6 protein-coding genes are annotated in these 8,182 nt (G+C 57.6%); all 6 read left to right on the forward strand.

The window, feature by feature from the left end:
* Positions 1-427, forward strand: a 427-nt coding sequence (locus tag ACTG34_RS07410; protein ID WP_439104323.1) for a DUF6446 family protein, incomplete at its 5' end; no start/stop codon positions are given.
* Between the two features lie 3 nt (positions 428-430).
* Positions 431-2,626, forward strand: coding sequence for a glycine--tRNA ligase subunit beta (gene glyS / locus ACTG34_RS07415; RefSeq protein ID WP_439104324.1), 2,196 nt, complete (start codon positions 431-433; stop codon positions 2,624-2,626).
* An 86-nt stretch (positions 2,627-2,712) separates the two neighbouring features.
* On the forward strand, positions 2,713-5,262 hold the full coding sequence (locus tag ACTG34_RS07420) for a putative PEP-binding protein (RefSeq protein ID WP_439104325.1): 2,550 nt from the start codon (positions 2,713-2,715) through the stop codon (positions 5,260-5,262).
* Positions 5,263-5,455: 193 nt separating this feature from the next.
* The gene (locus ACTG34_RS07425; protein WP_439104326.1) at positions 5,456-6,145 is read left to right on the forward strand and encodes a cell wall hydrolase; all 690 of its coding nucleotides are present in this window, start codon (positions 5,456-5,458) and stop codon (positions 6,143-6,145) included.
* Between the two features lie 148 nt (positions 6,146-6,293).
* Positions 6,294-7,232, forward strand: a complete 939-nt coding sequence (locus ACTG34_RS07430; protein ID WP_439104330.1) for a dihydroneopterin aldolase — start codon at positions 6,294-6,296, stop codon at positions 7,230-7,232.
* A 1-nt stretch (position 7,233) separates the two neighbouring features.
* Positions 7,234-8,182, forward strand: a 949-nt coding sequence (folP, locus tag ACTG34_RS07435; protein WP_439104327.1) for a dihydropteroate synthase, incomplete at its 3' end; no start/stop codon positions are given.

Raw genomic sequence — 8,182 nt, forward strand, 5'->3', positions numbered from 1 at the left:
TGCCTCCGCACCGCGCGCGACTGTGCGTGCCACCACATTCGACGGTGTGGCCGAGGATATCCTTGCTGCCGACTACGAAGGCATTGATGCCAACACATCGCCCATCCGGTTTCGCGCCTGTTTCACCACGCCGCTCTCCACCGCGATGATGACGGAAACCTTTGTGCCCTATGAGGCCGCAGAGCCGTTGATCGCACCCAAATGGTTCAACTGCTTTGACGCCAAACAAATTGGGGACGACCTCGAGGCGGGGGCCGCTATGGCCTTTCTCGGTGAGGCGAATTTCGACTATGGCATCGATAGCGTGATCGCCGTCTATCCCGATGGCCGCGCCTTTTCATGGCACCAGATAAACCCGTGTGGTGAGGCCGTTTTTGACGGCGATCCCGCACCTGAGGGCTGCCCGCCCGCGCCACAAGGACAGTAAGATATGCCCGACCTGCTGATCGAACTCTTCTCCGAGGAAATCCCCGCACGCATGCAAAAACGTGCGTCTGAAGATCTCAAAAAGCTTATCGCCGATGGTTTGGTCGAGGCGGGTTTGACCTATGCGTCCGCTGGCGCCTTTGCCACGCCGCGCCGTTTGGCCTTGTCCGTTGAGGGGCTGCTTGATGCATCGCCCACCACCGTGGAAGAGCGCAAAGGACCGCGTGTTGATGCGCCCGAAAAAGCCCTCGAGGGGTTTTTGCGCGGGGCAGGTGTGAGCAAAGACGAGCTTGAGATCCGCGACGAGAAAAAAGGTCAGGTCTATGTGGCCAAAATCACCAAGGCGGGCCGCCCCGCATCCGTGATCGTGGCCGAAGTTCTTGAGGCGACCATCCGCAACTTTCCGTGGCCCAAATCTATGCGTTGGGGCAATGGCGCGCTCAAATGGGTGCGTCCGCTGCACTCCATTGTGTGCATTTTGACCACCGAAGAGGGTGCCGAGATTGTGCCGCTCGACATCGACGGGATCAAAGCAGGCAACACCGTTTTTGGTCATCGTTTCATGGCGCCAAACACCTTTACCGTCTCTTCGTTTGACGCCTACACGACCAAGCTCAAACAGAACTTTGTCATGCTGGACGCCGCCGAGCGGGCCGACCATATCTGGCACGACGCCACCAATCAGGCCTTTGCACAAGGCCTTGAAATCGTGGAAGATGCCGGTCTTTTGGCCGAGGTCGCGGGTCTGGTGGAATGGCCTGTTGTGTTGATGGGCGACATTGCCGAGGATTTCATGGGCTTGCCGCCCGAAGTTCTGCAAACCTCGATGAAAGAGCACCAGAAATTCTTTTCCGTGCGCAATCCCAAAACGGGGCGCATCGAGAAATTCGTGACCGTTGCCAACCGCGAAACCGCCGACAATGGCGCGACCATTTTGGCAGGCAACCAAAAGGTATTGTTCGCACGTCTGTCGGACGCGAAATTCTTTTGGGAAAACGACAATCGCACGGTTGAGCGTGACGGGTTCGAGGCCATGTCTGCGCCGCTTGCCAACGTCACCTTTCACAACAAACTCGGCTCTCAGGCCGACCGTATTGCGCGCATCGCCGCATTTGCCCGCGAGATTGCCCCGATTGTGGGCGCGGACGCCGATGAGGCCGAACTGGCCGCCAAAGTCGCCAAGGCCGACCTGTCGTCCGAAATGGTCTATGAGTTCCCGGAACTGCAAGGCATCATGGGGCACTATTACGCCAAAGCCGCGGGCCTGTCCGATGCCATCGCCGATGCGTGCCGCGACCACTATTCGCCGCTCGGCCCCTCCGATGACGTGCCGACCGACCCTGTGTCCGTGGCCGTGGCGCTCGCCGATAAATTCGACACGCTGGCAGGGTTCTGGGTGATTGACGAGAAACCCACAGGATCAAAAGACCCGTTTGCGCTACGGCGCGCCGCGCTTGGGGATATACGGTTGGTGTTGAGTGGAAAGCTGAGGATTTCGCTTACCGACCTGCTGTTCCATTTCGTCGTTGAAAATGCGGTAGCAGCTGAATGGCCCGCCGCACAAAAGGCATGGCTTAGTACGGAACCCAGCTACCCCAATGGCAAAACAGGTTTTGATGGTTTTCGTGATGTTTTTTGGGCTACACATGATCGGAATGTTACTAAAGAAATCGCCGCCGACCTCCTCTCCTTCTTCCACGACCGCCTCAAGGTCTTCCTCAAGGACGAGGGTATTCGCCACGATGTGATCGACGCCTGTCTGGCGATGGACGGGGCTGACGATATCACGTTGCTCGTCAAACGCGCCCGCGCGTTGTCTGCGACATTGGCGACCGAGGACGGCAAAAACCTGATCCAAGGGTTCAAACGCGCCAACAACATTCTCACGCAAGCCGAGAAAAATGACGGTGTTGAATACTCTTACGGTGCCGACATCAAATTTGCCGAGATGGACGAGGAACGCGCGGTGTTCGCCGCCCTCGATGTGGCCGAGACCAAGATCAAACCCGCTATGGCGTCTGAGGATTTCACCGCCGCCATGTCCGCAATGGCCGACCTGCGCGGTCCTGTGGATGCGTTTTTCGAGGCGGTTCAGGTGAACGCGGATAATGATGTGGTGCGCCGTAATCGGCTCAACCTGTTGGGGCGCATTCGCGATATTTGCCTCAGTGTGGCCGATCTGACCAAAATCGACGGCTGAAACCCCCATGATTGAGTGTTTGCGGTAACGTTTTAGTTGCACATCTGTCCCTGACGCGCGTAGGATTCGCGCAAAGGAGCGCCGCAGTGCAGCACAGTGTCGAAAGTCTTGGATTTACACGCATAAAACGAGTGGCCCCCATTTCGGTGGGGACACATGGCGGGCGTGCAAAGTGTTTGCAACGGTTGATCCGACTGGATTTGCCGGTGCCAAAAACTGTGGCGCTCAGTTTCGATACTGTGCACGCGCTTGCGGAGGGGCAACAGCCCGATATGGATGCGTTGTTGGACGTGTTTGGGGAAAAGCAATTGCTCTCCGTGCGTCCGTCATCGGAAGTGGCCGACTGGGGCGGACCCAATGCCATTCTCAATATCGGCATGAACGCGGCGCGTCACGACGAGTTGGCCAAGACATTGGGTCAAGACGCGGCAGATGCGCTTTATCTTCGATCTGTGCAAGCATACGCGGTGCATGTCGAGAAACTTGACCCCGAATTGTTCGAATTTGACAACTCTATGGCAACGTCAGACCAACTCAACGCGGCGCTTTCGGCCTATGAGGGGGAGACGGACGAGGATTTTCCGCAACAGATCGAAATCCAGTTGTTGCAGGTTTTGCGCTCTATGGCGCGCGCTTGGGCCGGCACAACGGCGCGGTTGCTCAGACAGGCAAAAGGCGCACCCGCCGATGCGGGATTGGGCTTGGTCGTGCAAGCGATGGCCTTTGGGCTTGGCAATGGCGATTACGGCTCTGGCGTGATCCAGTTGGTTGACAATGATACGGGCGAGCCGATCGTAAAGGGGCGGTTTATTCGCCAAAGCCAAGGTCGTGAAACTCAAGTCAACGAACGCAATGTGATCTATCTGACCAAAGATGGACGCGGGCCGTCATTGGAGGATCTCTTGCCAGAGGCCTACGCGCAACTTGTTGCGGCGGCACAATTGTGTCGTGCTAAATTGCGCGAAGAAATGGAAGTTAAATTTACCATTGAAAACGGTAAGTTACACATCATCGATGCGATCCGTTTGCCGCGCTCGTCGCGTGCCGCGCTGCGTATAGCGGTGCAATTGGCCGAGGATGGGATCATTTCCAAAGATGAGGCGCTATGCCGTATTCCTGCGCGCTCCTTGACCGAATTATTGCACCCTCAGGTCGATCCGGCTGGTGTGCGCGATGTGGCGTGTCGTGGCATCGCCGCTAGCCCCGGCGGGGCGGTTGGCAAAATCGTATTCACCTCTGCCGCAGCACAAGCGAGCGAGGCGCGTGGCGAGCCTTGTATTTTGGTACGCCGCGAAACTGCGCCTGAGGATATTCGCGGGATGCATTCGTCCGTCGGTGTGTTGACTGAGCGCGGGGGGGTGACCTCTCACGCGGCGGTGATCGCGCGGGGAATGGGTGTGCCTTGCGTGGTTGGGGCCGATGTGAGGATCAATTCGCGCGCCAATACCCTCACCTTGCCGGATGGTCGTGACATCCACGAGGGCGAGATGATGACGCTCGACGGCTCTGCAGGTGAGGCGCTTTTGGGGGCGGCTAAAATGTTGCCTCCTGCAAAAGACTATTGGTATCTGCAACTGATGGAATGGGCCGATGCGATCCGCGACATTGGTGTGCGGGCCAATGCCGATACGCCCGATGCGGCGGCTATGGCGCGCAACTTCAAGGCGCAGGGCATCGGCCTATGCCGGACCGAGCATATGTTTTTTGAGGGTGACCGCCTGACCGTGATGCGCGAGATGATATTTGCGCAGACCCACGAGGATCGTCGCGAAGCTATCGCGCGCCTTTTGCCCATGCAGCGCGCTGATTTTACAGAGTTATTCGACATTATGCAGGGTCATCCTGTGTGTATACGTCTGTTTGATCCGCCCTTGCACGAATTCTTGCCCTCTGATCGCGCGGGTGCCAAAGAGTTGGCCGAAGCGTTGGACCTGCCTTTGTCGGATGTGACGCGCCGCATTGAGTGGCTGTCTGAATTCAACCCGATGCTTGGCATGCGGGGGGTGCGTCTTGGGATCACCTTCCCGGAAATTTACGAAATGCAAGCGCGCGCCATTTTTGAGGCCACTGTTGAGGCGTCAAAGCATGGCGATGCGGTAGTCCCAGAGATTATGATCCCGTTGGTGTCGGCCAAACGCGAGGTTGAATTGGTCAAAACCCAAGTCGATGGTGTCGCGGCGGCTGTGCGCAATGAAACGGGCAGCGAGTTTACGTATCGGTTGGGTGTGATGGTTGAAACGCCACGCGCGGCGCTACGGGCGGGTGATATTGCCCAACACGCGGCGTTCTTGTCGTTTGGCACCAATGACCTGACGCAGATGACATATGGATTGTCACGCGATGACGCGGGGCGATTTATGAACGCCTATGTGCAACAAGGTGTGTTTCCCGAAGATCCGTTTCACACCCTCGATATCGATGGTGTGGGCGAGTTGTTGAATATCGGCGCAGCGCGTGGGCGCGCAATGTCCCCTGACGTGACTTTAGCTGTGTGTGGCGAGCATGGGGGCAACCCCGAATCTATCGCGTTTTGCCGTGCGGCGGGCTTTGACTACGTGTCGTGTTCGCCGTTTCGGGTACCTGTTGCGCGCTTGGCTGCTGCGCAATTGGTCGCACAGGAGCGGCGGCACGAATAGATCTGTTAGTCGTTGTTGTATAACTAAAAAGAGACAGTTTTAAACAAATCGGGCGCGCGAAAAGCAGGCCCGATTTGACCGTTTTGTAACCTCCAAAATCCACTGAGGTGGACCATTGAGATTTTTTGGCATAGACAGCGGCTTAAATAAGCGACCGTGAGCCTCGATTTTTGGGGCACAAGGAGAAGTGTCTATGAAAGTAATGAACGGGCTGAAAGCGTTTGCGCTTGTGTCTGCGCTCGGTGTTTTAAGTGCCCCGCAGTCTCTCGGTGCCGCTGAAAAGCTAAGCATGTCCAATGCGCCCGAGAGCGCGTTGACCAATGAGTTGTCGGTGTTGTTTGCCCAAGAGCGTGAGGCGATGACCTCCGCCGGGGCACAGACCGTTACCGAAATTTTGGCCAACTACCGTCCGAAAAGCAAACCGACACCGCCCGTGGCGATCGAGTACACAAAACCATATTTGGCCCAATTACCCGAGGCATCGGGTGGAGAGGCATGGGCATGCTTGTCCGAGGCGCTCTATTTCGAGGCACGAGGTGAAAGCGTCAAGGGTCAGTTTGCCGTGGCTGAAGTCATCTTGAACCGTGTGTCGTCCCCCGCGTTTCCCGATACCGTTTGTGGTGTGGTCAATCAGGGCACAGGTAAAAAATACCAGTGCCAGTTTACGTATACCTGTGATGGACACGCCGAGGCGATCCACGAACCCAAAGCCTACACACGTGTGGGAAAGGTGGCGCGTTTGATGCTTGATGGTGCGCCGCGCCGTTTGACCGAGGGGGCCACGCACTACCACACAACGGCTGTAAACCCACGTTGGGCACGCAAATTTCCGCGCACGGCACAGATCGGCGTGCATTTCTTTTACAAGATGCCCCGCGCCTGATTTTGCGGCTTTGTAACATTTTGCGACCCCGTCGGCGAAAACCGGCGGGGTTTTTGCATATCTGGCCCGCGTTGATGTGTGCGAAGGTTGGACGTCCCCTACAATCTGATGTAGCAGGGGGCACCTTTTGACCACAGACGAGGCCCCCATGGTGTCCGATATCCATCTCGCGTTCGACCATCCCGAAGCCCGTGCGGCTGCGACATCGTCCGAGATGCCGCATGACCGGATTTCGCTGCGCGATCATATTGTTGAGGTTGATATCGGGGCGTTTCAATCGGAACGCGGAGTAACGCAACGCGTCTCGTTCAATATTGTTGTGGAACTGACGCCTCTCACGGGGCCGATTGATGACGACGTGGATCGCATTTTGTCCTATGATCGACTGACCGAGGCGATCCGTATCGAGCTGGATGCCGAGCGGATGAACCTGTTGGAGACGCTTGCAGAGCGCATTGCGGATCGCATTTTGTCGGAGCCGCGGGCGTTTCGCGTCTTTGTGCGTGTGGAAAAGCTGGACCGTGGGTCTGGCGCGCTGGGCGTCGAGATCGTGCGGGCAGCGGGGCAGACGGCAGACCGTGCCAGCCAAATGAGCGCGCCGACGCCGCACCCTATCGTTGTGCATCTGAGTGCTGCGGCGCTCGAGAGTGATCTTTTGTCGACGTGGATTGACGCATTGGAGGCGGACCCCCGCCCTGTGATTGTCACGGTTGATCTACCAACGGGGGCATGGCCGAAATCCGAGACCACGTTGACACAAAGGCGTATTGATTTGTTGGCGATTGAGCAAAACGCATGGTGCCTTGCGGGTCGCGATGCGCGCTGTGTGGTGCGCGCCTCGCGCACCGAACTTGATTGGGCGATGAAGAATGGTCACATCTCGGTTTGGGCACCGTCGAAAATGGTTCTCGATGCCACGCATCGCCCAACGGGTGGACCGCTCGATTTGGTTGCGTGGATGGCGGCAGAGCTTTCGGCCTGTGAGGTCATCGTGATCGGGGGCGCGGCGCAGTCAAAAGGGGCGCAGAGAACGCCATCGGTGCCCATGCGATCGGTGCCACTCGGTGCCCTTTCGGTTTTGTCCTGACATGAGTACGCTTTACTATCGCCCCCGCGTGCAAACCGATGTGCATCGTCCCGCGCAGGCCGTCACGCTTGCGGGGGGCTGGACGTGGTTTTCGCAGGTCGAGGTTTTATCGCGGACCGCTGCGCCCCGTATTGTCGATCTGAACGATGTGCCCGAGACTGTGATGACCCGTTTGCGCGCGCCGCGCGGATGTGTTGCGGGGCTGAACCTCGCGCGACCAAACCTCATGGGTATATTGAATGTAACCCCTGATAGTTTTTCCGATGGCGGCGTGTTTGCCAGTCCGCAAGACGCGATTGAGCACGCCTTGGGCATGGTCCATCAGGGGGCTGATATCCTTGATATTGGTGGCGAAAGTACACGCCCTGGTGCGGCGTATGTCTTTCCTGCCGAAGAGATTGCGCGTACTGCGCCTGTGATTGCGGCCATTCGCGGCGCAACACCGGTGCCGATCTCGATTGATACGCGCAAGGCGCAGGTCGCGCAACAAGCACTCGCGGCGGGGGCCAATCTGGTCAACGATGTGTATGCGTTTACCCACGATGCCAATCTAGCGCGTGTGGCCGCACAGGCCGATGTGCCCGTGTGTTTGATGCATGCGCAGGGTGATCCAGACGTGATGCAAAACGATCCGCACTACGACAATGTACTGTTGGATGTGTATGACTTTTTGGAGCAGCGGATCGCCGTGGCAGAGGCTGCAGGGATCGCGCGTGCGCGTATCCTTGTTGATCCGGGGATCGGTTTTGGCAAGACGATGGCGCATAATCTGACGCTATTGAACCGCATTTCTTTGTTTCACAGTTTGGGGTGCGGCGTGTTGCTTGGCGCATCTCGCAAGCGATTTATCGGAACACTGTGCAACGTGCCCGAGGCATCGGACCGCGTGATCGGTTCGGTTGCCGTGGCGATGGCGGCGGTGGCGCAAGGGGTGCAAATCTTGCGCATTC

This window comes from Celeribacter marinus, from assembly GCF_965656515.1.
GTDB lineage: Bacteria > Pseudomonadota > Alphaproteobacteria > Rhodobacterales > Rhodobacteraceae > Celeribacter > Celeribacter marinus_D.

What these genes read in the sequence shown, in the direction of transcription:
- ACTG34_RS07425 (WP_439104326.1), top strand. Translation starts at nt 5,456, where the DNA reads ATGAAAGTAATGAACGGGCTGAAAGCGTTTGCGCTTGTGTCTGCGCTC.
- glyS (WP_439104324.1), top strand. Translation starts at nt 431, where the DNA reads ATGCCCGACCTGCTGATCGAACTCTTCTCCGAGGAAATCCCCGCACGC.
- ACTG34_RS07430 (WP_439104330.1), top strand. Translation starts at nt 6,294, where the DNA reads ATGGTGTCCGATATCCATCTCGCGTTCGACCATCCCGAAGCCCGTGCG.